At 68.0% G+C, this 26,365-nt stretch carries 23 protein-coding genes and 1 riboswitch; of the genes, 14 read left to right on the forward strand and 9 right to left on the reverse strand.

Annotated features, from left to right (window positions below; genetic code table 11):
- The first annotated feature begins 9 nt into the window (after positions 1 to 9).
- The 3 genes from CH42_RS07155 to CH42_RS07165 all read left to right on the forward strand — a co-directional run bounded on the left by CH42_RS07155 (position 10) and on the right by CH42_RS07165 (position 2,125).
- On the forward strand, positions 10 to 324 hold the full coding sequence (locus CH42_RS07155; protein WP_082305527.1) for a metal-sensitive transcriptional regulator: 315 nt from the start codon (positions 10 to 12) through the stop codon (positions 322 to 324).
- 94 nt (positions 325 to 418) lie between these two features.
- Positions 419 to 1,372 carry a polyphosphate kinase 2 gene (gene ppk2 / locus CH42_RS07160; RefSeq protein ID WP_053352531.1) on the forward strand — a complete coding sequence of 318 codons (954 nt, stop codon included), beginning with the start codon at positions 419 to 421 and terminating at the stop codon, positions 1,370 to 1,372.
- 75 nt (positions 1,373 to 1,447) lie between these two features.
- Positions 1,448 to 2,125, forward strand: coding sequence for a chlorite dismutase family protein (locus CH42_RS07165; protein WP_053352532.1), 678 nt, complete (start codon positions 1,448 to 1,450; stop codon positions 2,123 to 2,125).
- Between the two features lie 34 nt (positions 2,126 to 2,159).
- Here CH42_RS07165 and ccsB read toward each other — a convergent pair whose 3' ends face one another.
- Positions 2,160 to 3,194: a c-type cytochrome biogenesis protein CcsB gene (gene ccsB / locus CH42_RS07170; protein WP_394325240.1), complete on the reverse strand. Its 1,035-nt coding sequence runs from the start codon at positions 3,192 to 3,194 to the stop codon at positions 2,160 to 2,162.
- A gap of 73 nt (positions 3,195 to 3,267) precedes the next feature.
- Here ccsB and CH42_RS07175 point away from each other — a divergent pair, with 73 nt between their 5' ends.
- Positions 3,268 to 5,115 carry a glycerophosphodiester phosphodiesterase family protein gene (locus CH42_RS07175; RefSeq protein WP_053352533.1) on the forward strand — a complete coding sequence of 616 codons (1,848 nt, stop codon included), beginning with the start codon at positions 3,268 to 3,270 and terminating at the stop codon, positions 5,113 to 5,115.
- Between the two features lie 21 nt (positions 5,116 to 5,136).
- Here the strand turns inward: CH42_RS07175 and CH42_RS07180 are convergent, their stop codons facing one another.
- The 5 genes from CH42_RS07180 to glyA form a co-directional block, all read right to left on the reverse strand.
- Positions 5,137 to 6,141 (reverse strand): SRPBCC family protein, encoded by a 1,005-nt coding sequence (locus CH42_RS07180; RefSeq protein ID WP_053352534.1) that lies wholly within the window; start codon positions 6,139 to 6,141, stop codon positions 5,137 to 5,139.
- 21 nt (positions 6,142 to 6,162) lie between these two features.
- Positions 6,163 to 6,549 (reverse strand): ArsR/SmtB family transcription factor, encoded by a 387-nt coding sequence (locus CH42_RS07185; RefSeq protein WP_053352535.1) that lies wholly within the window; start codon positions 6,547 to 6,549, stop codon positions 6,163 to 6,165.
- Positions 6,550 to 6,614: 65 nt separating this feature from the next.
- Entirely contained in the window at positions 6,615 to 7,340 is a 726-nt protein-coding gene (locus tag CH42_RS07190) for a DedA family protein (protein WP_053352536.1), read from the reverse strand.
- A gap of 151 nt (positions 7,341 to 7,491) precedes the next feature.
- Complete coding sequence (locus CH42_RS07195) at positions 7,492 to 8,367, reverse strand: bifunctional methylenetetrahydrofolate dehydrogenase/methenyltetrahydrofolate cyclohydrolase (RefSeq protein ID WP_053352537.1); 876 nt, start codon at positions 8,365 to 8,367, stop codon at positions 7,492 to 7,494.
- A gap of 3 nt (positions 8,368 to 8,370) precedes the next feature.
- Positions 8,371 to 9,654 (reverse strand): serine hydroxymethyltransferase, encoded by a 1,284-nt coding sequence (gene glyA / locus CH42_RS07200; RefSeq protein WP_053352538.1) that lies wholly within the window; start codon positions 9,652 to 9,654, stop codon positions 8,371 to 8,373.
- Positions 9,655 to 9,700: 46 nt separating this feature from the next.
- Positions 9,701 to 9,788, reverse strand: a riboswitch (ZMP/ZTP riboswitch).
- Positions 9,789 to 9,901: 113 nt separating this feature from the next.
- Between glyA and purU the strand changes: the two genes are divergently transcribed.
- On the forward strand, positions 9,902 to 10,789 hold the full coding sequence (purU, locus tag CH42_RS07205; protein ID WP_053352539.1) for a formyltetrahydrofolate deformylase: 888 nt from the start codon (positions 9,902 to 9,904) through the stop codon (positions 10,787 to 10,789).
- Here the strand turns inward: purU and CH42_RS07210 are convergent.
- Positions 10,786 to 11,544, reverse strand: coding sequence for a TetR/AcrR family transcriptional regulator (locus CH42_RS07210; protein ID WP_075205287.1), 759 nt, complete (start codon positions 11,542 to 11,544; stop codon positions 10,786 to 10,788). The two genes, purU and CH42_RS07210, sit on opposite strands and share 4 nt — an antisense overlap.
- 157 nt (positions 11,545 to 11,701) lie before the next feature.
- Here CH42_RS07210 and CH42_RS07215 point away from each other — a divergent pair, with 157 nt between their 5' ends.
- Both CH42_RS07215 and CH42_RS07220 read left to right on the forward strand, forming a co-directional pair.
- Complete coding sequence (locus CH42_RS07215; RefSeq protein WP_053352540.1) at positions 11,702 to 13,330, forward strand: amidohydrolase; 1,629 nt, start codon at positions 11,702 to 11,704, stop codon at positions 13,328 to 13,330.
- A 47-nt stretch (positions 13,331 to 13,377) separates the two neighbouring features.
- Positions 13,378 to 14,790, forward strand: coding sequence for an APC family permease (locus tag CH42_RS07220; RefSeq protein WP_053352541.1), 1,413 nt, complete (start codon positions 13,378 to 13,380; stop codon positions 14,788 to 14,790).
- Positions 14,791 to 14,988: 198 nt separating this feature from the next.
- Here CH42_RS07220 and CH42_RS07225 read toward each other — a convergent pair whose 3' ends face one another.
- On the reverse strand, positions 14,989 to 15,660 hold the full coding sequence (locus CH42_RS07225; protein ID WP_239683980.1) for a TetR/AcrR family transcriptional regulator C-terminal domain-containing protein: 672 nt from the start codon (positions 15,658 to 15,660) through the stop codon (positions 14,989 to 14,991).
- Positions 15,661 to 15,838: 178 nt separating this feature from the next.
- Here CH42_RS07225 and CH42_RS07230 point away from each other — a divergent pair, with 178 nt between their 5' ends.
- Positions 15,839 to 17,293: an APC family permease gene (locus tag CH42_RS07230; protein ID WP_053352543.1), complete on the forward strand. Its 1,455-nt coding sequence runs from the start codon at positions 15,839 to 15,841 to the stop codon at positions 17,291 to 17,293.
- Positions 17,290 to 18,957: an amidohydrolase gene (locus CH42_RS07235; protein WP_053352544.1), complete on the forward strand. Its 1,668-nt coding sequence runs from the start codon at positions 17,290 to 17,292 to the stop codon at positions 18,955 to 18,957. The genes CH42_RS07230 and CH42_RS07235 overlap by 4 nt, the downstream gene beginning before the upstream one ends.
- A 37-nt stretch (positions 18,958 to 18,994) precedes the next feature.
- Here CH42_RS07235 and CH42_RS07240 read toward each other — a convergent pair whose 3' ends face one another.
- Positions 18,995 to 19,861, reverse strand: a complete 867-nt coding sequence (locus CH42_RS07240; RefSeq protein ID WP_053352545.1) for a biotin--[acetyl-CoA-carboxylase] ligase — start codon at positions 19,859 to 19,861, stop codon at positions 18,995 to 18,997.
- Positions 19,862 to 19,925: 64 nt separating this feature from the next.
- On the opposite strand from CH42_RS07240, the gene CH42_RS07245 reads away from it, so the two are divergent.
- From CH42_RS07245 to CH42_RS07265, 5 genes are all read left to right on the forward strand, one after another.
- Positions 19,926 to 21,974, forward strand: coding sequence for a TPM domain-containing protein (locus CH42_RS07245; protein ID WP_156322497.1), 2,049 nt, complete (start codon positions 19,926 to 19,928; stop codon positions 21,972 to 21,974).
- Positions 21,975 to 22,062: 88 nt separating this feature from the next.
- The gene (locus CH42_RS07250; RefSeq protein ID WP_053352547.1) at positions 22,063 to 22,797 is read left to right on the forward strand and encodes a PspA/IM30 family protein; all 735 of its coding nucleotides are present in this window, start codon (positions 22,063 to 22,065) and stop codon (positions 22,795 to 22,797) included.
- Positions 22,798 to 23,004: 207 nt separating this feature from the next.
- On the forward strand, positions 23,005 to 24,330 hold the full coding sequence (locus CH42_RS07255; RefSeq protein WP_053352548.1) for a hypothetical protein: 1,326 nt from the start codon (positions 23,005 to 23,007) through the stop codon (positions 24,328 to 24,330).
- A 92-nt stretch (positions 24,331 to 24,422) separates the two neighbouring features.
- A complete protein-coding gene (locus CH42_RS07260; RefSeq protein WP_053352549.1) occupies positions 24,423 to 26,015 on the forward strand; it encodes an acyl-CoA carboxylase subunit beta in 1,593 nt (530 codons plus the stop codon).
- 10 nt (positions 26,016 to 26,025) lie between these two features.
- Positions 26,026 to 26,352, forward strand: coding sequence for a hypothetical protein (locus CH42_RS07265; RefSeq protein WP_239683981.1), 327 nt, complete (start codon positions 26,026 to 26,028; stop codon positions 26,350 to 26,352).
- Positions 26,353 to 26,365: the final 13 nt, after the last annotated feature.

Raw genomic sequence — 26,365 nt, forward strand, 5'->3', positions numbered from 1 at the left:
AGTTCTCGCATGAGCGAAGTGATGGAGGCGGGCTGCGCCGAACACACCCACGGGTACATCGAGCACAAGGATGAGCTGCTGAAGCGTCTGCGCCGGGCCGAGGGTCAGGTACGCGGTGTGCAGCGGATGGTGCAGGAAGACGCGTACTGCATCGACATCCTCACCCAGGTGTCGGCGGCGACGAAGGCACTCGAACGGGTCGCGCTCGAACTGCTCGATGACCACCTCAAGCACTGCGTCGCCTCTGCCGCGGCAGAGGGCGGCGAGGTCGCTGCCGAGAAGCTGCACGAAGCGTCAGCCGCCATCGCCCGTCTCGTGCGCTGAGCGCCACCCGTCGTCTACCTCGGTGTTGCCTCGCGTTCACCGCGGCGGAGCACACTGGTACCCGGCAGCATCCGCAGCATCGAAAGGCGTCAGCATGGCAGAAGAACTCGCACCCTCGCGCGAAGCGCGGTTCGAACTCGCCGGCCCCGGCGACATCGATGTGACGCCCGAGATCGACGAGCTCGATGAACTGCTGGGCGTCGAGACGGGCGAGCAGGGGCTCGAGGCGGCGTGGCGGCAGGGTTACCCGTACACGGAGAAGCTGTCGCGTCGTGCATACGAGATCGAGAAGCGTCTGCTGCAGATCGAACTGCTCAAGCTGCAGGCGTGGGTCAAGGAGTCGGGCGAGAAGATCGTCATCCTCTTCGAGGGACGTGACGCCGCGGGCAAGGGCGGCGCGATCAAGCGCTTCACCGAGCACCTCAACCCGCGCGGTGCTCGAGTCGTCGCACTTGAGATTCCCACCGAACGCGAGCGCACGCAGTGGTACTTCCAGCGCTATGTGCAGCACCTGCCGTCAGCAGGTGAAATCGTCATGTTCGACCGTTCCTGGTACAACCGTGCCGGAGTCGAGCGCGTCATGGGCTACTGCACGCCACAGCAGTACCTCGAGTTCACCCGATCGGCACCCGAGTTCGAACAGATGCTCGTGAACTCGGGCATTCACTTGGTCAAGTTCTGGTTCTCGGTCGGCAAGGCCGAGCAGCACGAGCGCTTCATGTCGCGCTCCGAGGATCCGGTGAAGCAGTGGAAGCTTTCGCCGACCGACCTCGCGAGCCTCGACAAGTGGAACGACTACACCGAGGCGAAGGAGGCGATGTTCTTCTACACGGACACACCCCAGGCCCCTTGGACCGTCGTCAAATCGAACGACAAGAAGCGGGCTCGACTCGAGGCCATGCGCTGGGTGCTCTCGCGCTTCGACTACCCCGACAAAGATCTCGAGGTCGTCGGCGAGCCCGACTCGCGCCTGATCGGCTCGCCCGCAACCGTGTACGACGAGGGTGAGACGCCGACCGGCACCTTCCCTGTCGTCGGCGGGCGTTGAGCCGGCGATCGCCAACCCGAGGAGTCTGAGCGCCAGCCCCTTGCGCCGCCCGCAGCGTCGGGCGACCATTGAGGCATGAGCGATCCGGCATTCGATCTCGCACCCGTCAGCGCCGCACCCGAGGCTCAGGTCGAGCCCGATGGCCCTGAGCTGCTCTTCTCCCTTTTCGCCACATTTCGGGTGAGCTCGTCGCACCCCGTCGTGCTCGATGGCCGCGACGTACCGGGGATCGTGCGCGAACTCGAAGACGTCGCGCGCGAGCTCGACGATGAGGGTGTCGTGCTGCGCGGCTGGTACGACGTCAGCGGTGTGCGCTCCGACGCCGATCTGCTGGTCTGGCTGCAGGGCATCGCCCCTGAAGATCTACAGTGGTCGCTGCGACAGCTGCGCCGCACGGCTCTGCTCGCTCCCCTGATTCGCACCTGGGGCGCACTCGGCATCGTCGTCGACGATGCCGGATCAGTTGTCGAAGCATCGACTGATCCGCTCGTCGACACGGCGCCCCGACAGTGGCTTTCGATCACGACTGCGACTGCGCACCCCGGCACGGTTCGCGCCGTGTCCGGCGACGTCACCGTGCAGGTGGCCGCAGCCCACGGCGTCGGGGATGCCGATTGGATCGTGACGCACGAGGCCGACGAGCTCGCCTGGATCGTGAATCACCTGCGCGATGCGGGTGACGGCTCAGCGCGGTTGGGTGTGCTCGCCGGCCGTCTCGTCGATCCGGCGGAGATTATCGAGGTGCTGCAGTAACTGCTGCGCCCCACCGGGGGCAATGCGGGTCGGTCTAGAGGCCCGAGTAGGCGTGCAGGCCCTTGAAGAAGACGTTGACGATCGTGAAGTTGAAGATGACCGCCGTGTAGGCGATGATCGACAACCATGCCGAGCGCGTGCCGCGCCATCCGCGCGTCGCACGCGCATGGATGAAGCCGGCGTAGAGCACCCAGATCACGAAGGTCCAGACCTCCTTGGTGTCCCAGCCCCAGTAACGGCTCCAGGCAGCTTCGGCCCAGATGGAGCCGGCGATGAGCGTGAAGGTCCAGAACACGAACCCGATGATCGCGAGTCGGTAGGCCAAATCTTCGAGCCGCACCGCGCTCGGGAACGTCGACAGGAATCGCATCGTCGGCTCGCCCCCGATCGCGTTGCGGTTCTCGCGACGCGCCTGCAGCAACTGCAGTACCGACAAGCCGAACGACAGCGTCAGGAAGCCGACGGCGAGCACGGCGACGAGAATATGGATCACGAGCCAGTACGAATCGAGCGCGGGCTGCAGCGGCACGATCGCGACGTAGAAGTTCACCTTCGAGACACCGAGGAAGAGGATGGTCATGCCGGTGATGAGTGCTCCGAGGAACCGGAGGTCGACGAAGAACTGGGTCACGAGGAAGATGAGCACGATGGCGCAGGTCGCCGTGAGCGCGAACTCGTACATGTTCGCCCACGGCACGCGCTCGGCGCCGATGCCGCGCATGACGGTGGCCGCGAGGTGCAGCAGGAACCCGAGCACCGTGAGCGAGAACCCGATGCGCAACGTGCGCGAGCGCCGTGCCTTCGATTCGGTGCCGCCCGACGCCGCACGCGCGGTGCGGGTGAGGGTCGCGACCCCGCCCGTCGACTGCGCACCAGCGCTGCTCGCCGCGGCAGCCGCGGGAATCGTGAGATCGCCCGAAGCCGCAGCGCGCGCAGAGGTGCGCTCCGCAAGCGCGGCATCGCCGCTTCGGTTCGCAAGGTCGACCGCGTAGAACACGAAGGCGATGGCGTAGACGATCATCGCCGAGTACAGGGCGATCGTCGAATAGTGTTCCAGCTCGGGGGTCAGCACAGTCCCTCAGGGTAGCCGATGATGCTGGGAAATCTGCACTCGGCCGTCGCGCTTCCGTACACTGTGGACTATGTCCACGGAGACGCCCGGCATCTGGGCCGAGACACGGTCACTGATAACTGAGGCGGTTCGCTCGGTGCGCAGCGCCGGAGCCCGGCTCGTCGGCCTCGTGCTCGCCACGCAACTCGTGATCACGCTCGTCGCCCTTCCGGTGATCGCCTGGCTGTTCCGAGAGGCGTTGCGGGCGAGTGGCATGCACGGTCTCGACACGGGCGCCATGACGTGGAACAGCGGGTTTCCACTGACGATCGCGCTGATCGTCGTAATTTCCGTACTGGCGTTTTGGCTGCTGTCACTGCAGTTCATCGCGATCGTGGTGGTACTGCGATGGCCCGGAGAATCGCTCGGCATGTCGATTCGCCGCCTCGGCCGCATTGCGCGCAAGCTCGGGCGCCCACGGTCATTCTCCCTCGTACTCTATCTCTTTCTCCTGCTCCCGCTCAGCGGTTTCGGCTTCGTGTCGACACTGACGCGGGGCATCGCCATCCCGCCGTTCATCTCGGGCGAACTCGCGAAGAGCCCGGCGACGAGCATCGGCCTGAGTGTCGTGCTGCTCGCGCTCGCGCTGCTCAACCTGCGCTTGAGTCTCACCGTTCCCGCGTTCGTGCTGACGCGCGGCGGGCACGCCGCACGCACGAGTTGGCGGCTGACCCGCGGCGTGCGCGCGGTGATCCCACTCGTCGTGTCGGTCGCTGCCGTGCTCGTGATCGCCGCCGTTGCCGCGAGCGCCCTCGCAGCGATTGCGATCCTGCCCACCATACTCACCGACGCCGTCGCCCCCGATGCGTCGCCGGTGGTCGCCGCATACTCCCTCGGTGCCGCGCAGGTCGCCGGATTCCTGTTCGGCGGGTACGCGACCGCGACCGTGACGGCGGTACTCATCGCACGCCTGCGCCGCAGCGCATCACGAGTGCCTGCAGGCGTGCACCTCATCGACGACAACGACCCAGTGCACACGGAGGCCGGCATCCCCGGAAGCAGCACCTCTACGCGTCGACCCGCACGTGTCGTGTTGGCGGTCGCACTGGTCGCCGCACTCGGGTTCGGCACCGCGGCGATCAGCACAATGCAGCGGCTCTCCGAGTATCCCGACACACTGGTGCTCGCGCATCGCGGGTTCAGCGACGGCGGAGTCGAGAACACGCTGAGCGGGCTCGATGCCGCCGCGAAGGCAGGAGCCGACCTGGTCGAGATGGACGTCATCCAGACACGCGACGGCGAGTTCATCGCGATGCACGATCCGAAACTCGATCGCCTTGCCGGTCGACCGGAGGCAGTGAAGGACCTGACGCTCGCCGAGCTCACGGCGATCACCGTGCGAGACCAGCAGGGCCACACCGATACGATTCCCGCGTTCCGCGACTACGTCGCCCGCGCCGCCGAACTCGAGATCCCCCTGCTGATCGAAATCAAACTGGGCGGGGCAGACACCCCGGACCACGTCGACCGGCTCGTCGCAGAACTCGAAGCGGCAGACGCACTCCAGAGCAACATCTACCACTCGCTCGATGCCGCGAGCGTCACCCGCCTCAAATCGCTGCGCCCGGATCTCACGGTCGGCTACACCATGCCGTTTGCCGGCGGCGGCCTGCCCGATACCTCGGCCGACTTCATCGTCGTCGAAGAGTGGACGGCCACGCAGCAGATGCAAGACGCCGCATGGAACGCGGGGCTGGGGTTCATGGCTTGGACGATCAACGACGAGTCGAGCATGCGCGAACACCTGCGCCGCGATACGGACGGCATCATCACCGACCACCCCGACACCGCCCTCGATGCGCGCGCGGGAATGCAGCAGGAGACCGGTCTCGCCGATGTGCTGCTCGACGCGCTGCACCGCTTCGTCACCGTGGTGTGACGCGGCGGTGCAGCGACCGGCTCAGCGGGTTGCCGAGTCGACGAGCACCTCGCGCTCAAGCCGCGCGTACCCGGTCTCCATGCCGTCGGCCATCCCCGTCGCGAGCACCATCTCACGCACCTGGCTATCGGGGTACGTGATGACGTACGCGAGCAGGGTGCCCCCGTCGACCGGAGTGAGCGTCATCTCGTTGAGCGCCTCTGCGCTCGAGGTGCCGTCAGGGTCGGCCGGCGAGATCATCCGCTCCGTAGTCACGAGGCGATGCGGAGCCGCCGACTCGACGACGACCCCCGCGAACCCGAAACGCTCGCCGCTGTCGTCGTTCTGCCACTCCGTGCGCAGCTTCGCGCCGACCTCGGCACCGAACTCGCACACCGGCATGCTCCAACCGTCGGGCCCGAGCTGCCAGCGCTGCAGCAGCGACGGGTCGGTGTGCGCCTGCCAGACCTGCTCGATGCTGCCGCGGATGATGCGCGACACGCGAGCCTGCGCATCTCCCAGCAGTTGCACCTCGGTCGCGCGCCCGGCGGCGAACGACTGGAGATCCTCCACAACCTCGTCGATTTGCCCCATCGCGGCGCGCATGCCCTCTTCCATGCCCATGGCTTTGAGCTGCTCGAGCTCTTCGAGCGAGCCGAAGTACGTGGTCGTGGTGAGACGCGACCCCAGCGCGGTCTCGGTGAACCCGAAGACCATGCGCATGCTCGGCAGTTCCGTGTTCGGCGTGCCGTCATCGTGCGCGAAACCGTCGCGCACCTCGAACGAGTGCGGCGCATCGACGGCGACCCAGTGCCAGTACCCGGCGCTGCGTTCGCCCTCGGGGCCGGTCATCACATAGTTGCTCACGCCGCCCGGCGCCGCATCGTGGCGCAGAAACGTCGACGGGTACTGCGGCGGCCCCCAGAAGCGTTCGATCTGACGGGGGTCGGTGTACGCGTCCCAGAGTCGACGCACGGGGACGGTGAAATCGGCGACCACCGACAGCGTGAACGCCTCAGGGTCGGTGGTGACGGAGGTGATGGGCATGATGCGCCTTTCTGCGTGGGGTCAGGGATGTTCGGCGAGAAATGCATCGAGGCGGTCGATGCGTGCGCGCCAGATCTGCTCGAAGTGGCCGAGGAGCTCTTGAGCTCGTCGGATGGTCTCTGGGTTGCCTCTGATGATGCGCTCCCGTCCTTTGGGGGTGCGGGCGACCAGGTCGGCCGCTTCGAGCACCGCGACATGCTTTTGCACCGCAGCGAACGACATGTCGTAGTCGGCGGCGAGATCTGAGATCGACGCTTCTGCAGTGAGCGTGCGACGCACGATGTCGCGTCGCGTCGCGTCTGCCAGCGCCCGGAAGATGCGGTTCACCTGCTCATCAGTGAGCTCGCTGTGCCGTGCCGCGTCGGCCGCGGGGTCGAGCGGTGTCTGGGGTGAGATTTGTGCAACCATTTGGTTGTACGTTAAACCACGCGAACGCCCACGTCAAGCAACGATCGCGATAAAAGCCGGGTCGACTAGTCGACGGGTGCGGTCGGTGCCGGATCGCTATTCGCCGCAGACACCCGGCGCTTGGCGCGCCAGTGCGAGAACGCGCGGATCGCTTCGATCAGAATCGGAATGCCCGGGATGAGCACGAGCACGATGATGAAGATTTCGCTGTACTGCTGCACGAACGGAATGCGGCCGAGGAAGTACCCGATCAGCGTCACGCCGACACCCCACAGGAGTGCCCCGATTGCGTTGTAGGCCACGAACTGGCGATAGCGCATGTTGCCCACACCCGCGGCTGCCGGCACGAACGCACGGAAGATCGGCAGGAAGCGAGCGATGATGACCGCCTTCGGACCGTGCTTCTCGAAGAACGCGTGCGTGCGCTGCACGTTCTCGGGGTTGAAGAGTCGACTCTTCTCGCGCTTGAAGATCGCCGGGCCGAGTTTGCGCCCGATCATGAACCCCATCTGATCGCCCGCGAACGCACACAGGAAGAGCACGAAACAGGTGATCCAGATCGGCACGTCGATGATGCCCGTGGCGCTGAAGAGACCGACGGTGAAGAGCAGCGAATCACCGGGCAGAAACCCGAGCACGAGCACTCCGGTTTCGAGAAACACGAAGAGGCAGGCGAGCACGAGAGCGATCCACCCACCGGCGCTCAGCAGGGTCTCGGGGTCGAGCCAGTCGATGCCGAAGAGTGCGGGGACGGTCGCGATCGAGGTGAGGGCGGTGGTCGTCAAGGTCACTGGTGAGGCTCGGCTTTCGTGGAATGGAACGCGGGCACGACGCCTCTAGTATGCCTCGCCTGCCTGAATGGACGACGGGGCCACGACGGTGATGCACCGCTGCCCCCGTTCGCTGGGCGAGCCGGGGGGCAGCAGGAGTGCGGGCAGGGCGTCAGGCGCGCTCCGCCATTTCCACTACGTTTTGCAGCAGCAGTGCGCGGGTCATCGGCCCGACCCCGCCGGGGTTCGGCGACACCCAACCGGCAACCTCGGCGACGGCGGGATCGACATCGCCGACCACACGGCTCTTGCCGGTCTCGGGGTCGACCTTGCGCGAGACGCCGACATCGAGCACGATTGCGCCGGGCTGCACATCGGCCGCCTGCACAATACCCTCGACACCCGCGGCCGCAACGATGACGTCGGCCTGCCGCAGCAGCGCCCCGAGGTCACGCGTACCCGTGTGTGTCAGCGTCACCGTCGCGTTCACCGCGCGCCGGGTGAGCAGCGGGCCGATCGGCCGACCGACCGTGACCCCGCGCCCGACGACGACGACGTGCTTGCCCGCCCACGAGATGCCGTTGCGCTCGACGAGCTCGATGACGCCCCGAGGCGTGCAGGGCAGCGGAGAGTCGATCGGGCCGTTCGCGTTGAGCACGAGTCGCCCGAGGTTCGTCGGGTGCAGACCATCGGCGTCTTTCTCAGGGTCGATGCGCTCGAGAATGCGATCGGTGTCGATGTGCTTCGGCAACGGAAGCTGCACGATGTAGCCGGTGCACTCGGGGTTGGCGTTCAGCTCGTCGAGCACCGCCTCGAGCTCCTCCTGCGTCACCGAGTCGGGGAGCTCCCGCTTGATCGACGCGATGCCGACCTCGGCGCAGTCGCGGTGCTTGCCGGCGACATACCACTGCGATCCCGGATCTGCTCCGACGAGCACGGTCGCGAGACCGGGCACGATGCCGCGCTCGCGCAGCGCGCTGACGCGCTCCGTGAGCTCGGACTTGATCGCTGCGGCCGCCGCCTTCCCGTCGAGAAGTTCAGCTGCCACGGTTTACCACTCCTCGAGGCCGGGGTACAGCGGGAACGCGTCGGCGAGCGACTTCACGCGTGCCGAAAGCTCGGCGACGTCGCCCGACTGCTGCAGCGTCTGCGCGATGATGTCGGCCACCTGCGCGAACTCGGCATCGCCAAACCCGCGGGTCGCGAGCGCCGGCGTGCCGATGCGCAGCCCCGACGTGACCATCGGCGGGCGCGGGTCGAACGGAACCGAGTTGCGGTTGACGGTGATGCCCACGGCGTGCAGGGCGTCTTCAGCCTGCTGGCCGTCGAGCGCCGAGTTGCGCAGGTCGGCGAGCACGAGGTGCACGTCGGTGCCGCCGGTCAGTACGTCGACACCCGCGGCCTTCGATGCCTCGGTCGTGAGCGCCTCGGCGAGCAGCTTCGCGCCCGAGAGGGTGCGCACCTGACGATCGGCGAATTCTTCGGACGCCGCGAGCTTGAACGCGGTCGCCTTCGCGGCGATCACGTGCATGAGTGGCCCGCCCTGCTGCCCCGGGAACACGTTGGAGTTGAGCTTCTTGTAGAGGTCGAGCTCATTGGTGAGGATGAACCCGGAGCGCGGGCCGCCGATCGTCTTGTGCACGGTCGACGAGACGACGTGCGCGTGCGGCACCGGGTTCGGGTGGAGGCCCGCTGCGACGAGACCGGCGAAGTGCGCCATATCGACCCAGAGCGTCGCCCCGACCTCGTCGGCGATCTCGCGGAACGCGGCGAAATCGAGCGTGCGGGGGTAGGCCGACCAGCCAGCGATGATCACCTTCGGACGGTGCTCCCGGGCCTTCTCGCGCACCACGTCCATGTCGACGAGGAAGGTCTCGGGGTCGACGCCGTACGACACGACGTTGTACAGCTTGCCCGAAAAGTTGAGCTTCATGCCGTGGGTGAGGTGACCGCCGTGCGCGAGCTCGAGACCGAGAATGGTGTCGCCGGGCTCGGCGATGGCCGAGAGCACGGCAGCGTTCGCCGACGCGCCGGAGTGCGGCTGCACGTTCGCGTATGCCGCACCGAAGAGCGACTTGGCGCGCTCACGGGCGAGCTCTTCGGCGACGTCGACGAACTCGCATCCGCCGTAGTAGCGGCGGCCGGGGTACCCCTCGGCGTACTTGTTCGTGAGCACTGAGCCCTGGGACTCGAGCACGGCGCGGGGCACGAAGTTCTCGCTGGCGATCATCTCGAGCGTCGAGCGCTGGCGGCCGAGCTCATTCTTGAGGACCTCGGCGATCTCGGGGTCGACGACCTCGAGCGGCTCGTTGAAGAAAGCGGACTGGGGGGACATGCAGGCTCCTCGGTGTCATCGGCGCGCGGGCGCGCCATCGTTTTCCGGATACGACCCAGGCGAGCGGCCGTCCCTTGCAAGCAGTGTGTCGTTTCCCGATGGTGACCATCTGTACGCCAGTCACGACGGCATCAGCTTAGCAACCGAGACGCGGCGGCAGCACCCTGTCTGATCCGGGTCAACGCGCCGCCGCGCCACGACGCGAGGGGCGCATCGGGCGACACGGCGATCCAGTACTCTGACAGTCGTGACTGCGCTTGCCGATTTCCCCGCGACCTCTGACACCCAGTGGGTGCTGACCCTCTCCTGCATCGACGGCCCGGGCATCGTGCACGCCATCAGCGGCGCGATCGTCGCGGCCGGCGGCAACATCGCGGAGAGCCAGCAGTTCGCGTCGGCCGACACCGGTCGATTCTTCATGCGCCTGCAGGTCGAAGCCGTCGCCCAGCCCGAGACCTTCGATGCTCGGTTTGCCGACGCCCTCGCTCCGGTGACGTCGCGGTACAACATGTCGTGGCGATTGGAGCGGGCGGATCGCCCGGTGCGCACGTTGATCCTCGCGTCGACCGCAACGCACTGCATCAACGACCTGCTCTACCGCCGCCGCGCGGGGCAGCTCGCCATCGATGTTCCGCTCGTGCTGTCGAACCACGACACGGTGCGCGACATTGCTGAGTTCTACGACGTCCCCTTCGAGCACCGCGCCATCGCCGGGGCCGAAGACAAGGCGGCGTTCGAGGCTCGGGTGCTCGAAGCGGTCGAAGAGCTCGATATCGAACTCGTCGTGCTCGCGCGCTATATGCAGATTCTTTCGCCCGAACTGTGCGCCGCCCTCGCGGGCCGCGCCATCAACATCCACCACTCATTCCTGCCCGGGTTCAAGGGCGCCAACCCCTACAAGCAGGCGCACCAGCGCGGCGTGAAGCTCATCGGTGCGACGGCGCACTTCGTCACGACCGACCTTGACGAGGGTCCGATCATCGAGCAAGACACGATTCGCGTCGACCACGGGTACACCGTGCGCTCGCTCACCCAGCTCGGGCAAGACGTCGAAGCGCGCGTGCTGCGCCACGCGGTGCGATCGTTCACGGAGAACCGCGTGCTGGTCGACGGCGACCGCACCATCATCTTCTAGGTTTCACCGTCCGGTCGCTCGCCGTCGGCTCGCTCGGCGTCGGTGTGCGCCCCGTCGGCGTGCGTGGCGAGCAGCCCCGCGGGCAGCGCCGCGTACTCGGCGCGAAGCCCCGCGAGCATGGCCCGGAGCCCGATGTCGAAGGCGTCGTCGGCGTTGCTGATCCCCTCTGCGGCGAGCGCGCCGCGCCGCGCCCGAAAGGCACTCGAGAAGTGGGGCACGTCGCTGCGCGCGCCTGGATCGAGCATGTCGTCGTCTGCTGCGAGGTCGAGGGCGGCGCCGAGTATGAAGCATTCGAATGCCACAATCACGGAGAGCACGCGAGCCTCGGGCCATCCTGCGGCGACGAGCGCGTGGATGACGGTGTCGTACATGTGCGCGGTCGCTGAGTCGGGCGCGAGCGTCTGGGTCGCGAGGAGCGCGATCGTCGGCGGGTGCGAGGCGAACGCGAGGCGGTAGCCGAGCGCCCAGGCCTCGAGCGCCTGATCCCAGGGCATCACGGCGAACGGCTCGGTGGGAATGCGCTCGCTGACGAGGTCTCGCACCCCGGCAATGAGTTCGTTCTGGCCAGCGACATGGTTGTACAGCGAAGATGGGCGCACGCCGAGCTCTTTGGCGATCGCGCGCATGCCTGCGCCGTCCACGCCGTGGGCATCGATGAGCGCGAGCCCGGTTTCGAGAATCAGCCGCCGTGAGAGCACGCGCTGCTTCGGGCGTCCGGCGCGCCGAGCACCGCGTTCGCTCGTTTCCGTCGGCATAGTCACTCCCTCGTGTACGTCGCTCTGGCGTGATCCGCACATCCGTACTATTCTCGACCCGCCGGTAAACGAACCCCGTTCGTTTACACTGTAGACCCACCGCTCGCGCAACCGCACCGGTTACCGAGCACCGCACCCCCAGCAGCAAGGACGCAGCATGAGCGAGACCACCGTATTCGTGAACGGCACCGTGATCGTCGACGCGGCGCGAGCCGTGACGAGCCACGCCGTCGCGTTTTCATCGGGCCGCGTCGCTGCGCTCGGCGCCGACGCGGAGCGGTTGGCAGATCGGCCCGACGCGACCGTCATCGATCTCGCCGGCGGCACGCTCGCCCCGGGCATCGGCGACGGCCATGCGCACCCGTTGCTCGGCGGCGTCGAGGCGCTGGGGCCGCAGGTGCGCGATGCCGCAGACCTCGCCGGCATCCTTGCCGCAGTCGCCGAGTGGAAGGCCGCGAACCCCGACGCCGAGTGGATCATCGGAGCGAGCTACGACGCCACCTTCGCCGAGGGCGGGCTCTTCGATGCGCGCTGGCTCGACGAAGTGACCGGCGATACCCCCACCATTCTGCGCGCATGGGATTACCACACGGCCTGGGTCAACAGCGCCGCGCTCGCCGCAGGCGGCATCACGGTAGACACCCCGGATCCCGCGCTCGGCCGCATCGTGCGCCGTGCCGATGGCAGCCCCCTCGGCACGCTGCAGGAGGCCGCCGCGAACGACTTCCTCGCCGAGGTCGTGCCGGCGTTCGCAGAGGCGCAGCGACTTGATGCAATCGAGCGCGCCACCCGCGGCTATGCAGAGCAGGGCACCACGTGGATCCAGGACGCCTGGGTGGAGCCCGCCGACCTCGAGCTCTACCTCGTCGCGGCCGCGCAGCAGCGCTTGCACACCCGCGTCAACCTGGCGTTCCGCGCCGACCCGGCGCGCTGGCGCGATCAGGTCGCCGAGTTCGTCGCGGGCCGCAACCGGGTGCGCGGGCTCGAGCACCCGCGACTGAGCAGTGAGACGGTCAAGTTCTTCGTCGACGGCGTGATCGAGAGCCACACGGCCGCGTTGATCGACCCGTACGCCGACCGCCCCGACGAGCGCGGCCTGCCGAACTGGACCGACGCGGAGCTGAACGAGGCCGTCGTCGCCTTCGACGCCGCCGGGTTCCAACTGCACTTGCACGCCATCGGCGACGCGGCCAACCGCAGCGCACTCGACGCGCTCGCAACGGCCCGCGACACGAACCCGCCGCGCGAACGGCACGACGTCATCGCGCACGTGGCACTGCTCGATCCGGCCGACGTGGCGCGCTTCGCCGAACTCGGCGTCATCGCGAACTTCGAACCCTACTGGGCGCAGTGCGACGCGGTCATGCGCGACCTCACGATTCCGCATCTCGGCCACCCGCGCGAGGAGTGGCAGTACCTCATCGGTTCGGTGCATCGCAGCGGTGCGACCATCAGCTTCGGCAGCGATTGGCCGGTGACGACGCGCGATTGGCGCCCGGCACTCTCGACCGCGATCACCCGACACAGCCACCTCGAGCCCGGCGCAGAGGCTTGGTTGCCCGAAGAACGCCTCACCCCGGGCGACGCGCTTGCCGCCTACACCTCGGGCATCGCGCGACAGGCGCTCGCGCCCGAGCGCGGCACGCTCGAGGTGGGCCGCGTCGCCGACGCCGCGTGGCTGTCGGCGAACCCGCTCTCGCTCGCCCCCGAGGCGATCGCCGATCTCGCAGTCAACGGCACCTGGCTGGCCGGCGAGGCGACGTTCCGCAGCCCCACGCACCCCTGACCCACCCCGACTGCAGTCCCGTCATCGCACGAATCAAAGGAGACATCGTGAGCGACACCACCCAACCGCATCTCAAGCGGGCACTCGGCCTCACCGGCCTGACCCTCTTCGGGGTCACCTACATGACCGTCATCACCGTGTTCACGACGTACGGCATCGTGAACCAGGTCACCGACGGCCATCTCCCCTCGGCATACATCGTGGCGGTCGTCACCATGCTGTTCACGGCGGCGAGCTACGGCGCGATGGTGAAGCGGTACCCGGTTGCCGGATCCGCCTACACCTACTCGCAGCAGTCGTTCGGCGGCGCAGCCGGCTTCTTGACCGGCTGGGTCATGCTGCTCGACTACCTGTTCATCCCGATGATCAACTTCATGCTCATCGGCATCTACCTGAACACCCAGTTCCCCGCGGTGCCGATCTGGGTGTTCACGCTCGTCGCGCTGCTGCTCGTACTGGTGTTCAACATCCTTGGCATCACGCTCGTGAACAAGATCAACTTCGCGATCATCGCGCTGTCGGTCGTGCTCGTCGTGGTCTTCGTCGCGCTCGCGTTCAAGCAGTACTTCGGCGGCGACCAGTCGGTCAGCCTGATCGAACCGTTCACCTTCGGCGAGGGCGGCATCGGTGCCGTCGCCTCGGGTGCGGCGATCCTCGCTCTCTCCTTCCTCGGGTTTGACGCGGTGTCGACGCTCTCCGAGGAGGCAAAGCAGCCCCGCCGCGACATTCCCCGCGCGATCGTGCTGTCGACGCTGCTCGGCGGTTTCTTCTTCATCCTCGTCTCGTGGGCCGGTGCGCTCGCGTTCGCTCCCGATTGGGCGACACTCAGCGACGCACAGATCGACGCGGCCGGCACCACCGTCATGGACAGCTTCGGCGTCAGCTGGTTCACCTCGTTCTTCGTCGCGATCTACGTGGTCGGCGCGTTCGGCTCGGGCATGACTGGCCAGGTCTCGGTGTCGCGCATCCTCTACGCGATGGGCCGCGACGGCATGCTGCCGAAGCCGCTCTCGCGCCTGCACCAGCGCTTCGGCACCCCCGTGGTCGCCGCCTGCATCGTGTCGATTTTCGCCCTGTCGGCGCTCTTCCTGTCGCTCGACACCGTCGCCTTCATGATCAGCTTCGGCGCGCTCGCCGCGTTCGCCATGGTCAACCTGTCGGTGATCCGCACCTACCTGTTCCCGAAGAACGGCGCGCGACCGCAGGGCGCGTGGGCCTGGATCCGCTACGGCCTCTTCCCGCTCATCGGCTTCGCGCTGACGATCTGGCTGTGGACCTCGCTGCAGCCGCTCACCTGGTTGGTCGGCGCGATCTGGCTGGCCGTTGGCGTGGTCATCATCGCGATCGTCACCGGCGGGTTCCGTCGCGCGGTACCGAAGATGGACTTCTCGGAGAGTGACCCCAGCACCCAGCAGATCGACCAGCTGGCCGAGGACTACCCGCTGGAGCCGCGCGCGTAGCGCGTCCGGCCCGGCGCCCCACCGGCGCCGCCCGCGTTGCCTGCTTCTGCATCTCCGCCGAGCCCCTCCTTTCTCACCGATCCCCTTCGAACTGCGCACGCAGAACGCAGGGGCTGGGCAAGATCGGAGGGGCTCGGCGATTTCCGCGTCGCAGGCAGGACGCGGGCACGGGCAGGGCGCAGGCCGCACCGCGCGGCGCTAGCGCGTCGCCAGCTCGCGCTGCTCGGCACGGAGGCCCGCGAGCATCACCCGCAGACCCGCGTCGAACGCTTGGTCGGCCGGGCCGTCGCCAGTCGCAGCGGCGCGCGCATCGCGCTCCCGATAGGCGGCGGTGAACCCGGGCACGTCCGCACGATCGCCCGGGCTGAGCATGTCTGGGGCGGCCGCGGCATCGAGCGCCGAACCCAAAATGAACGATTCGAGCGCGACGAGCCGGTTGAGCGCGTCGACCCGGTTCCAGCCCGCCTCCGTGAGCAGCGCAATGACGCGCTCGTACGACGGGAAGGCATCGGAGGCAGGGTCGTAGGGCATCACGGCGAGCAGCGCGATCGACGGCGGGTGCGCGGCGAAGGCGTCGCGATAGGAGCGCGCCCATTCCGCGAGCGCCACATCCCACGGCTCCGATTCGAGCGCGGCGGTCGAGATACGACTCGCCACGTCCTCGCGAATGCCGCGGAACACGTCTTCCTTGTTGGCGACGTGGTTGTAGAGCGCCGACGGCCGCACCCCGAGTTCGCGGGCGATGTCGCGCATGCCGAATCCGTCGGAACCGTGCGCGTCGAGCAGTTCGAGCGCGGTGGAGACGATCCTGCGCCTCGAGAGCACCTGTTCGCTCGGCCGACCGACCCGCCTGCGCGGTGTTTCGCTCACGCTCGCGCTCCCTCCGTTGGTAGCGAGCGCGGCCATTCTCAGATTTCGACTCGCGCTCGAAACATTCTCCGCTTATCCTAATCACGTCAAAAAGAACATTGTTCATTTTGGACGCGCGTCCCGAAGATGGAACGCGCGCACCACTCCCGGCATCCGCCGCTGTATTTCAGGAGCACCAGTGAGCCAAGCAACCGGCGCGCACCTCAAGCGCACCCTCGGCGTCTTCACCCTCACCCTCTTCGGGTTGTCATACATGGCGGTGGGCACCGTCTTCACCACGTACGGCATCGTCAACCAGCTCACCGAGGGCCACCTCGTCGACTCCTACATCGTCGCGCTCGTCGTGATGCTGTTCACGGCGGGCAGCTACGCCGCGATGGTGCGGCGGTACCCGGTTGCCGGATCCGCCTACACCTATTCGCAGCAGGCCTTCGGCGGCGCCACCGGGTTCCTCACGGGCTGGGTGCTCATGCTCGACTACCTGTTCATCCCGATGATCAACTTCCTGATCCTCGGCCTGTACGTGGGCACGCAGTTCCCGAGCGTGCCGAGCTGGATCTTCACCCTCGCCGCACTCATCGGCGTCTTCGTCTTCAACGTGCTCGGCATCTCGCTCGTCGGCAAGATCAACACGGTCATCGTCGTCGTCTCGGTCGCGGCCGTGATCGTCTTCGCGATCCTCGCCATCAAGGCCGCCATCAACGACCCGAACGCCCCCTCGCTGCTCGAACCGTTCATCCCGGGCGCCGTCGGCTACAGCCCGATCTTCACGGGAGCCGCAGTGCTCGCGCTGTCATTCCTCGGCTTCGACGCGGTCTCCACCCTGTCTGAAGAGGCCAAGAACCCGCGCCGCGACATCCCACGCGCCATCATGCTGACCACGATCATCGGCGGCCTGATCTTCATCGTCATTTCCTACGTCGGCGCGCGTGCCTACTACCTCTCCGACTGGAGCACCGCCTCTGACGACCTGCTGAACGCCGCGGGAGCCGTGCTCTTCGGCCACGTCGGCGGAGACGTGCTAGCCGCAATCTTCGTGATCATCACGGTCGCCGGCTGCTTCGGCTCGGGTCTCGCAGGCCAGGTCGCCGTGTCTCGCATCCTCTACTCGATGGGCCGCGACGGCATCCTGCCGAAGCCGCTCGGCATTCTCTCGAAGCGCTTCGGCACCCCGATCGTCGCGGCGACCACGGTGTCGGTTGTCGCCCTCGCAAGCCTCTTCGTCAGCCTCGACCAGGCCGCCTTCATGATCAGCTTCGGGGCACTCGCGGCGTTCGCGATGGTGAACCTCTCGGTGATCCGCACCTACCTCTTCCCGAAGGGCGGCCGCACCGAGCCCGTCAGCGCGTGGGGCTGGATCCGCTACGGCCTCCTGCCGCTCATCGGCTTCGGCCTTACCATTTGGCTGTGGACCTCGCTCGAGGGTCTCACCTGGATCATCGGCGGCATCTGGCTCATCATCGGCGTCGCCATCCTCGCACTCAAGACCGGCTTCTTCCGCAAGCCGGTGCCGAAGCTGAACTTCTCCGAAGAGGTGCCGTCGACCGAGGCGATCGACGCGCTCTCGGCCGAGTTCCCGCTCGATGAAACCGCCGCTCCCGCCGCCGGCACGCAGGGTGGCTCGCAGCGATGACCACGACGCTTTTCACGAACGCCGTCGTCTTCACGGCCGACCCCACTCCCGAACAGCCCGAGCCCGTCGCCGAGGCGTTCGCCGTCTCCGACGGCCGCTTCGTCGCCGTCGGGTCGCTCGATGACGTGCGCACGGTCATCGGCGCGGTCGCCGACGGTGCCGGATCACCCAGCGTCACCGAGGTCGACCTCGCGGGTGCATTCGTCGCCCCCGGCGTCATCGACTCGCACACCCACCTCGTCGGCTTCGGCGATTCGCTGGCCCGCGTGCAGCTGCGCGACTGCGCCTCGCTCGCCGAGATGCAGGAGCGCCTGGTCGCCGCGCGTGCGGCCGCACCGGATGCCCCGCGCGTGCTCGGCAGCGGATGGCTCTTCGACGCGATCGCCGAGGGCCGCCCCACCGCGGCGATGCTCGACGCGGTGCTACCCGACGTGCCCGTGTACCTCGATGCCAACGACTTCCACTCGGTGTGGGTCAACTCGGCAGCGCTCGCCGAGCTCGGCATCGACGCGTCGACCCCGAACCCGGTCGGCGGCGAGGTCGTGCGCGACGCTGCCGGGCAGGCCACGGGGCTGCTGCTCGAGACGGCCGGCACGCAGTACGCGTGGGCGTTCCTCGGCGCGCAGTCGACCCCGGAAGACGTGGTGGCGGCACTCGATCGGGCGTTCGCGACCTACCTCGAGACCGGCGTGACCGGCGCCACCGAGATGTCGCTCAACGCAGCGGAGGTCGCCGCGCTGCGCACGATCATCGCGCGAGATGGTCGCCTGCCGTTCCCGATCACCGCGCACTGGATCCTCGAGCCCACCGGCGATACGGCGCAGGACGTCGCCGGCGGGGCGGCCATCACGGCGCTCCGCGACGAGATCGCCGCGGGCCCCGAGTCCGAGTGGCTGCGCATCGCCGGGGTGAAGTTCATCATGGACGGCGTCATCGACGCCTGCACCGCCACGATGATCTCGCCCTACGCCGACGGGTCGAACGCCGAACCCATCTGGACCGCGGATCGCATCATGCCGGTGGCCGAGGCCGCCGACCGCGACGGGCTGCAGATCGCGATGCACGCGATCGGGGATCGCACGAGCCAGATCGCGCTCGACGTCGTGGAGCACTGCGTGCGCGCGAACGGCCCCCGCCCGCGCCGCCACCGCATCGAACACTTGGAGAGCGTCGCCGACGACACGATCGTGCGCATGGGCGAGCTCGGCGTCGTCGCGTCGATGCAGCCGGTGCACTGCGACCCGGCCGTGCTCGACAATTGGAAGGCGCAGCTCGGCGACGAGCGTCAGGAGCTCGGCTTCCCCTGGCAGAAGTTCCGCGCCGCGGGCGTCGCCATGACGCTGGGCACCGACGCGCCGACCGCGCCGCACGAGGCGCTGCCGAACCTCTACATCGCGCTCACCGGAGCGTCGGTGCTCGCTCCCGAGCGCGATCCGTACCACCCCGAGCGCGCATTCACCCCGGCCGAGGCGCTGACCGCGCTCACCGCCGGCGGTGCCTTCGCGGGCGAGATGGACGGCACGACCGGCCGCATACGCCCGGGCCTGAGCGCCGACTTCATGGTGCTCGACGTGAACCCGCTGGAGGCGGAGCCGACCGCGCTGCTCGACTCGCGCGTGCAGCGCACGTACGTGCGCGGCGAGGAGCGCTACCGCGCGGCGTAACCGATCGCTGCGTGAGGTGCGCCCAGCTCGGGCGCGCCTAGCGCAGGTGCTCGACGTCGCCGGCCGACACCGTGAGCTCACCGCCGGTCGGCAGGTCGATGACGAGCGAACCGTCGTCGGCGAGGCGGCGAGCGCGGCCGTCGACGATCTGACCGCCGGGCAGGTGCACCCGCACCTCGGTGCCGAGCGTCAGGGAGTGCCGAGCGACGCGTGCCCGGGCCGCACCGGGGTCGGTCGCGGCGAGGTCGACGAGGCGGAGGAGCTCGGCGGTGTAGTCGGCAAGGACACGGTCGGCCAGATCCTGCCCCGCCGCATCGGCGAGACTCTCGGCACCGCCCACGTCGGCACCGCACGCCAAGAGCGACCCGGCTCGTTCGGTCGGCAGATCCCACTCCTCGATGAGCAGGTTGATGCCCGTGCCGACGATCACGGTGTGCCCGCGCTCACCCGGCACTCCGGGCAGCAGCTCGCACAGAATGCCGCACAGCTTCTTCCCGGGCCGGCCCGCGATCGCATCGTCCTCGTCGCGCACGTGCACATCGTTCGGCCACTTCACGCCGACCCGCTTCGCCTCGCCGCCGTCGCGGGCGGCAGCCGCGGTGAAGTGGGGCTGCAGGGCCGTCACGAACGCCGACCCCACGAGCAGCGGCAGCCAGCTCGGCTCGAGGCCCTCAGTCGCGAACTCGCGCACCAGCAGCGATGCCGCCAGCGAGGTGTCAGGCGGGGTCACCCAGCCGCGATCAAGACGCCCGCGACCCGCAGTCTGATCACTGGTGACCAGCAGCGTGCCGTGGGGCCGCCCGGGAGATTCGCCGACGAGATCGCGCAGCTCGGCGTTCGTCGACGGCGAGGTGTCGCGCCAGATCACTTCCGGCAGCAGGTTGCGTGTGCGCATCAGCTCCATGACTGTTACGCTACCGGGTTGAAAACGATAGACCGGACCCCCTGCGGCGCAATACACTCCGAGTGTGGAGCACTTGCGAATGGATCCTCGTCGTCGTCATCTCGGGCGTTGGCTCGCGAGCCTGCTCATCGGAGCGGCCTGGATGCTCATCGCCGGCGCATCAGCCAGTGCGGTCGCGCCGGGCCCGCTCGGCGACGACTACGTGACCGACAGCGCCAACGTGCTCACCGCGAGCGAAGAGAGCGCGGCAAACGCGCGGCTCGCCGCGGCTCAGCAAGAAACCGGGCTCGACCTCTACGTCGTCTTCGTCGATCAGTTCACCGACCCGACCGATCGCATCGCCTGGGCCGACGAAACCGCGGAGTTCAACGGATTGGGTGATGCGCAGTACCTGCTCGCCGTGTCTACTGAGGGCCGCCAGTACTACCTGTCGTCTCCGAACGGCGGGTCGCTGAGCAATGGTGCGTTGGATCGCATCGAAGAGAACGTGCTTCCCGAGCTGCGTGCGAACGATTTCGCGGGAGCGGTGACGGCCGCGGCCGAGCAACTCGAAAAGGAACATGCGACTCCGGGGCGCAACACCGCAATCGCGGTGGGCGTCGGGGCAGGCGTCGTCGTCATCGGCGGCACGGCGTTCGGCGTCAGTCGTGTGGTGCGCAAGCGCCGGGTGCAACAGTCAGTGGAGCAAGACCTCACACAGCTCGACCGCACGTCTGGCGCTGCACTCGTCGCGGCCGACGATGCGGTGAAGACGAGCGCGCAAGAGCTCGACTTCGCGCGTGCGCAGTTCGGAGACGCCGCCGTCATCAACTTCTCGACGGCGATCGAGACGGCGCGGGGTCAGCTACTCGAAGCGTTCACGTTGCGCCAACAGCTCGACGACGCGACCCCTGATACCGAGGCGCAGCGACGGGAGTGGCTGCATCGCATCATCGAACTCCGCGAAAGCGTCGACGAGACGCTCGACGCCCAAGCCGAGTCGTTCGAGCGCCTGCGCGCCATCGAGCAGAACGCCCCGGCCGCGCTGGCTGCGCTCACCGAACGCCGGGCGCGGGCCGCGGGAGCGAGCGCGACCGCCGCCGCAGAGATCGCGCGACTTTCAGCCACGTATGCCGCCGACGAGCTCGGTGCGCTTACGGGTGGCCCGCAACAGGCGGACTCGCTGCTCGCCTTCGCCGCCGAACGTGAGGCAACGGCCTCGGGGGCGCTCACCGCAGCAGCGCCCGACACCGGCGCCGCGTCGATCGCCATCCGTGAGGGGGAGGCCGCCGTCGCTCAGGCCGAGGGGCTGCACCAGGCGATCGCCGCGCACGGCACCGAGCTCACCGGCATCGAAGCCCGTTGCGCGGACCTCATCGCCGAGCTCGAGAGCGATGTCGCCGGCGCACGCAGCCTGCAGGATCCTGACGGCAGCGTCGGCGCCGCGATCGCCGCCACCGAACAGCAAATCGCGCAGGCCCGTACCGACCTGTCGGGTACCGAGCGCCGCCCATCACGCGCGGTCCAGGCTCTCGAAGCGGCAAACACGCACATCGACGGCGTCGTCGCATCCGCACAAGAGGCCGCACGCGCCCGGCAGCTGCTCGACGCGCAGCTCGCTCAGGCCGGCGACCAGGTGCGCCAGGCGGAGGCGTACATCGACGCTCGTCGCGGGGCCGTCGGCGCCACGGCGCGCACACGCGCGGCCGAGGCTCGGGCGGCGCTGTCACGCGCCGAAGCGGCACGCGTCGCCAACCCGCAGGGCGCACTGGCCGAAACGCAGCGTGCGAACCAGCTGGCGTCAGAGGCATTGGGCTCCGCTCAGGCCGACGTCTCCGGCTTCGGCAATGGCGGGTACGGCGGATACGGCGGTGCTGCCGGCGGCTCACGAGGCGGCAGCAGCTCCGCCGGAGACATCGCCATCGGCGCGATCCTCGGCGGCATCTTCGGCCACGGCGGTGGCGGCGGCTACTCCGGCTACGGCGGCTCAGGCGGCGGCTTCTGGGGCAGTGGCGGCGGCGGTTCGTGGGGCGGCGGATCATCCCGGCGCTCGGGGGGCTCGTCGTGGGGCGGCTCGTCACGCCGTTCAGGCGGCTCCAGTCGTTCTGGCCGCAGCGGAGGCGGTCGCTTCTAACCCGGACCCCTGACTTTCCGCATCTCCGGCAGTTCCACAGTCCCCATCCCTACACTCGATCCAACCGTTCATCCGAAAGGACCCCATCATGGCGAAGCAATCCATCCTCGGACGCATCACCACTCTCGTTCGCGCGAACATCAACTCGCTCCTCGACTCCGCTGAAGATCCGGAGAAGATGATCGACCAGCTGATCCGCGATTACTCGAACAACATCTCTGATGCCGAGTCGGCGATCGCAGAAACGATCGGCAACCTACGCCTCATCGAGCAGGACTACGACGAAGACGTGCGCACCGCCGCCGAGTGGAACCGCAAGGCAATCGCCGCCAGCACGAAGGCAGACGAACTGCGCGCCGCCGGCAACAGCGTCGACGCCGACAAGTTCGACAACCTCGCCAAGGTGGCGCTGCAGCGTCAGATCACGGAAGAGAACGAGGCCCGCGCTGCCGAGCCGACCATCGCTTCGCAGCGCGAGGTCACCGAGAAGCTCAAGGCCGGTCTGAACGGCATGAAAGACAAGCTGCAGCAGCTGCAGTCGAAGCGCGCCGAGCTGGTCGCGCGCTCGAAGACCGCTGACGCGCAGAACCGCGTTGCTGATGCCGTGAAGTCGATCGACGTGCTCGACCCGACCAGCGATCTCGGCCGCTTCGAAGAGAAGATCCGCCGTCAGGAGGCGCTCGCGCGCGGCAAGCAGGAGATCGCAGCCTCGACGCTCGACGCGCAGTTCAACGAGCTCGAGAACTTCGAGGCCGTCACCGAGGTCGAGGCGCGTCTCGCCGCCCTCAAGTCGGGCACGCCTCAGCAGGCCATCGGCCAGTAATCGAGCGGGTCGGCCCGTCGCCGACCACCTGCGCGTCTCGCAGGGTTCGACAGCGGAGCGAGTCGACACCGGTCGGCTCGCTCCGCTGCGTCACCGGCGCAGCGCGCTCGCTCGATCGCTCACTCAGCAGCGTTGCACCGCCGACCGCTTCACTGCTTGACCGTTTCACCGTCTAAACGCACACCACCGATACAACCGAGGAGCACCGTGGGATTCTGGGGACGCCGCGATCGCGAAGCCGAGCAGCAGCAGGAGGCCACCGACGCCGATCTGTCGCGCCGCGCACGCAGCGCCATCGTCGCCGCCGACGAACGCATTCGCGCGACGGGCGACGAACTCGCCTTCGCCACGGCCGAACTCGGCGACGACGCCACCTCCGAGTTGCGCGTCGGCCTCGCGTCCGTGCGGGAGCACCTCGCCGAAGCCTTCCAGCTGCACCAGCTGAACCACGACCACATCCCCGATACCCCCGAAGAGACACGCACGCGCAATGCGCGCATCGTGCAGCTCTGCGAATGGGCGGAGGCAGTGCTCGACGAGCGCACCTCCGCGCTGCAGGCGCGCGTCGAGCGGGCCCGACGAGCGCCGGAGATGGTGCAGCGCGTGCGCGACGACGTCGCCGCGCTCACCGCCCGCGTGCCCGACGCACAGCAGGCTGCGGCACGACTCGCCGAACGCTACAGCCCCACCGCCCTGCAGCGCGTGCGATTGAGCTCGGAAGACGTCGAGCAGTTGCTCGATTTCGCGCTCCACTCCGCTGATCTGTCGGATCGCCGCCGCGCAGCCGGCGCGCTCGCCGATGCGAACCTCGCGCTCGAGACCGCCACCGAGACCGTGCGTCGTGCCTCGTCGATTCTCGACGGAGTCGACGGCTTCGAAATCGAAGCACTGCGCGCACAGAACACCTTGGCCGACGTGATCGAGGATTCGCGCGGAGACATTTCTGCCGCTCGCACCGAAGCGAGCAATGCCACGGTGACTGCGGCGATCGATCGGCTCGAATCAGCCCTCGCCGAGGTGGCGAACGGACGGCAACGCGATCCGTTCGCCGACCTCGCGCTCGTCTCGAGCGCGAACGCGGCGCTCGACGCTGCCCGCGCTCGCGCAGCGAAGCCCGTGCCGTCATCGGCGCAGGTGCAGCACGGCATCGCGGCCGCCGACCACGCCATCGGCATCGCGTCGAGCCTCATCGAGGGCCACCGCGGCTGGATCGGCGCCGATGCCCGCACCCGGCTCGCCGAAGCGCGGCGTCACCGCAGCGAGATCGCGGTCATGCACGACACCGAAGACACCCGCGAAGAAGCGCTCCGGCTCGCCCGACGAGCTTCTGAACTCGCCGACGAAGCGCTCCGCTTCGCGCAGCGAGACATCGACTCCTCACGACCCGACAACGACGACTGGGGCTGGGGCGGCGGCGGAGGTCGCGGCGGACGCGGCGGCTGGGGCGGCGGACGTGACAGCGGCGGCGGCATGCTCGGGCCAGTCATCGGCGGCGTGATTCTCGGCGGCTTGCTCGGCGACATCTTCGACTGACCCTCGCTTCGTAGCATTCCGACCAAGGAATTTCGATTCCGTTGGAGAGGTTCGCGGGGCTGCGGCATGTCCCCCGCGCTAGGCTGGCATGCGTGACTGCAGAGAACATCGCACCCGCGACGACCGCCGACCGCATCGCCGATCATCGCCGCAAGTACCAGGAAGCCGTGGGCGATCGCGACGCCGCGGCCGCCGCCAAGCAGCACGCGCGCGGCAAGATGACTGCCCGCGAGCGCATCGCCGCGCTGCTCGACGCCGGCTCGTTCGTCGAGTTCGACAAGTTCGTGAAGCACCGCTCGCACGGCTTCGGCATGGAGCACACGCACCCGTTCGGCGATTCCGTCGTGACCGGCGCGGGCACCATCCACGGTCGCCAGGTCGTCGTCTACTCGCAAGACTTCACCACGTTCGGCGGTTCGCTCGGCGAAGTTGCCGGCGAGAAGATCGTCAAGGCGATGGAATTCGCCCTCAAGACCGGCGCCCCCGTGCTCGGCATTCTCGACTCGGGTGGAGCCCGCATTCAGGAGGGCGTCGTCGCCCTGTCGAAGTACGCGAACATTTTCCGCCTGAACACGATGTGCTCGGGTGTCATTCCGCAGATCTCCATCGTGATGGGCCCGTCGGCCGGCGGCGCCGTCTACTCCCCCGCGCTCACCGACTTCGTGATCATGGTCGACAAGACCAGTCACATGTTCGTCACCGGCCCCGACGTCATCAAGACCGTCACCGGTGAAGAGGTCGGGTTCGAAGAGCTCGGCGGTGCCCTCACGCACAACAAGACCAGCGGTGTGTCGCACTACCTCGCGAGCGACGAGCACGACGCGCTCGATTACGCTCGAGCGCTCATCAGCTACCTGCCCGACAACAATCTCGCCGAGGCGCCGATCTACGACACGGAGACCGCGCTCGAGATTACCGACGCCGACCGTCGTCTCAACACGCTGATTCCCGACAGCCAGAATCAGCCCTACGATATGCAGGTCGTCATCGAGGCGATTCTCGATGGTGGCGACTTCCTCGAGGTGCAGCCACTCTTCGCCCCGAACATGCTCATCGGTTTCGGCCGCGTCGAAGGCCGCACCGTCGGCATCGTCGCCAACCAGCCGGCGCAGATGGCGGGCACGCTGAACATCGATGCCAGCGAGAAGGCCGCACGCTTCGTGCGCTTCTGCGACGCGTTCTCGATCCCGATCCTCACGCTCGTCGACGTGCCGGGCTACCTCCCGGGCACCGACCAGGAGCTCCAGGGCGTCATCCGCCGCGGCGCGAAACTGCTCTACGCGTACGCGGAGGCGACCGTACCGCTCGTCACCATCATCACGCGCAAGGCCTACGGCGGAGCGTACATCGTGATGGGCTCGAAGCAGATGGGCGCCGACTTCAACATCGCGTGGCCCACCGCCGAGATCGCCGTCATGGGTGGTTCGGGTGCTGTCAACATTCTCTACCGCAAGGAACTGGCCGCAGCTGCGGAACGCGGTGACGACGTCGAGGCCCTACGTGCCGAACTCACCGCGAAGTACACCGCAGACGTCACCTCGCCGTTCCTCGCCGCCGAGCGCGGCGAACTCGACAACGTGCTCGAGCCCGCCGGTTCGCGCCTCGCCGTCATCAAGGCGCTGCGCGGCCTGCGCGGTAAGCGCACCGAGCAGCCCGCCAAGAAGCACGGCAACATCCCGCTGTAAGCGAGCATCCATGGCCAAGCACGCAGCACTCTCAGATGTTCCCGCGGACGACGCTCCGGTGAACGGCGCCTCGGCGATCCTGCCCCCGGATGCGGCCGCACGCGACGCCGCGAAGCGCGACGAACTCGCCGACGACGATCTGCTGCACGGCAGCGATATCCGCTTCGTCACCCGGCAGGTCAGCGATGCCGAGCGCGCCGCGATCGTCGCGGTGCTCACCCAGGTGCGTGGCGAAGAATCGCAGCAGGTCAAGCGAGTATCGCGCCGCGATCGCGAGCCGTGGTCGCGCTCTCAGCGCGTTCCCGAGGGCATCTTCGATCTGCTCGCCGAGGGCTGAACTGCGGCTCTCC

Source organism: Leucobacter musarum subsp. musarum, from assembly GCF_001273845.1.
Lineage (GTDB): Bacteria > Actinomycetota > Actinomycetes > Actinomycetales > Microbacteriaceae > Leucobacter > Leucobacter musarum.

Bases quoted from the DNA above. Each gene is read 5' to 3' on its own strand.
- CH42_RS07155 (WP_082305527.1), top strand. From the start codon at position 10: ATGAGCGAAGTGATGGAGGCGGGCTGCGCCGAACACACCCACGGGTAC.
- glyA (WP_053352538.1), bottom strand. From the start codon at position 9,654: ATGTCCCCCCAGTCCGCTTTCTTCAACGAGCCGCTCGAGGTCGTCGAC.
- CH42_RS07180 (WP_053352534.1), bottom strand. From the start codon at position 6,141: ATGCCCATCACCTCCGTCACCACCGACCCTGAGGCGTTCACGCTGTCG.
- CH42_RS07210 (WP_075205287.1), bottom strand. From the start codon at position 11,544: ATGCCGACGGAAACGAGCGAACGCGGTGCTCGGCGCGCCGGACGCCCG.
- CH42_RS07250 (WP_053352547.1), top strand. From the start codon at position 22,063: ATGGCGAAGCAATCCATCCTCGGACGCATCACCACTCTCGTTCGCGCG.
- CH42_RS07215 (WP_053352540.1), top strand. From the start codon at position 11,702: ATGAGCGAGACCACCGTATTCGTGAACGGCACCGTGATCGTCGACGCG.
- ppk2 (WP_053352531.1), top strand. From the start codon at position 419: ATGGCAGAAGAACTCGCACCCTCGCGCGAAGCGCGGTTCGAACTCGCC.
- CH42_RS07265 (WP_239683981.1), top strand. From the start codon at position 26,026: ATGGCCAAGCACGCAGCACTCTCAGATGTTCCCGCGGACGACGCTCCG.
- CH42_RS07175 (WP_053352533.1), top strand. From the start codon at position 3,268: ATGTCCACGGAGACGCCCGGCATCTGGGCCGAGACACGGTCACTGATA.
- CH42_RS07165 (WP_053352532.1), top strand. From the start codon at position 1,448: ATGAGCGATCCGGCATTCGATCTCGCACCCGTCAGCGCCGCACCCGAG.
- CH42_RS07240 (WP_053352545.1), bottom strand. From the start codon at position 19,861: ATGGAGCTGATGCGCACACGCAACCTGCTGCCGGAAGTGATCTGGCGC.
- CH42_RS07185 (WP_053352535.1), bottom strand. From the start codon at position 6,549: ATGGTTGCACAAATCTCACCCCAGACACCGCTCGACCCCGCGGCCGAC.
- CH42_RS07235 (WP_053352544.1), top strand. From the start codon at position 17,290: ATGACCACGACGCTTTTCACGAACGCCGTCGTCTTCACGGCCGACCCC.